Here is a 665-nt window from a genome sequence, read left to right on the forward strand (position 1 = left end):
GAGCCGGCCGCGCGCGACCGTGCGGAAACCGAGGTGATGCCCGCCGGTGCGCCACCCGCGCTCCGCCATCCGCCGCTCCACGTCGGTGTCGGCCGTGCCGCGCAGCTCCACGAAGTCGCGCAGCAGCCCCGACGATGCGGCGACGTCGTTGACCGCGGCGATCTCGTCGATCAGGATCCGCGCGGCGACGGCCGGCATCGCCACCTCGGCGGCGACGATGAGCGACTGCAGCTGCGCCTCGCCGAGACCGCGACCGAACAGCACGAGCCGCAGTCCGGAACGGCCGGGACTGTCCACGCGCACCGAGGCCGCAGCGTCGCCGTCGGCCCGGGCGGCATCGGTCCACGCGTCGAAGCGGATCCGGTGGCGGAGTGCATCGGCCAGGTGTCCCCCGGCTTCGCGCAGAACCCCCGCGCCGTCGATGAGCGCGACGCCGAGGCCGAGATTCGCCGCGAGGTGCCCGAGCAGGTCGCCGAGGTCGTCCGCCGCGTACTCGAACGACTGCGCGACCTTGCGCACGCGGGTGAGCGTGAGGGCGTCACGCGCCTCGATCAGCATCCAGCAGGCCCTGGCGAGCTGCACCGGCCGCTCGACGTCGAGCAGGGTGAGCCCGAGCCTGGCCGCGAGCCGGACGGCGCCGCGGTCGACGTCGGCCGCGCCGGGCA

At 75.2% G+C, this 665-nt stretch carries 1 pseudogene; it reads right to left on the reverse strand.

Annotated elements, in window-relative coordinates:
• Nucleotides 1-665, reverse strand: a pseudogene (locus DW309_RS06425) (PucR family transcriptional regulator); the annotation flags it as partial.

This window comes from Microbacterium sp. K41, from assembly GCF_004794395.1.
GTDB lineage: Bacteria > Actinomycetota > Actinomycetes > Actinomycetales > Microbacteriaceae > Microbacterium > Microbacterium sufflavum.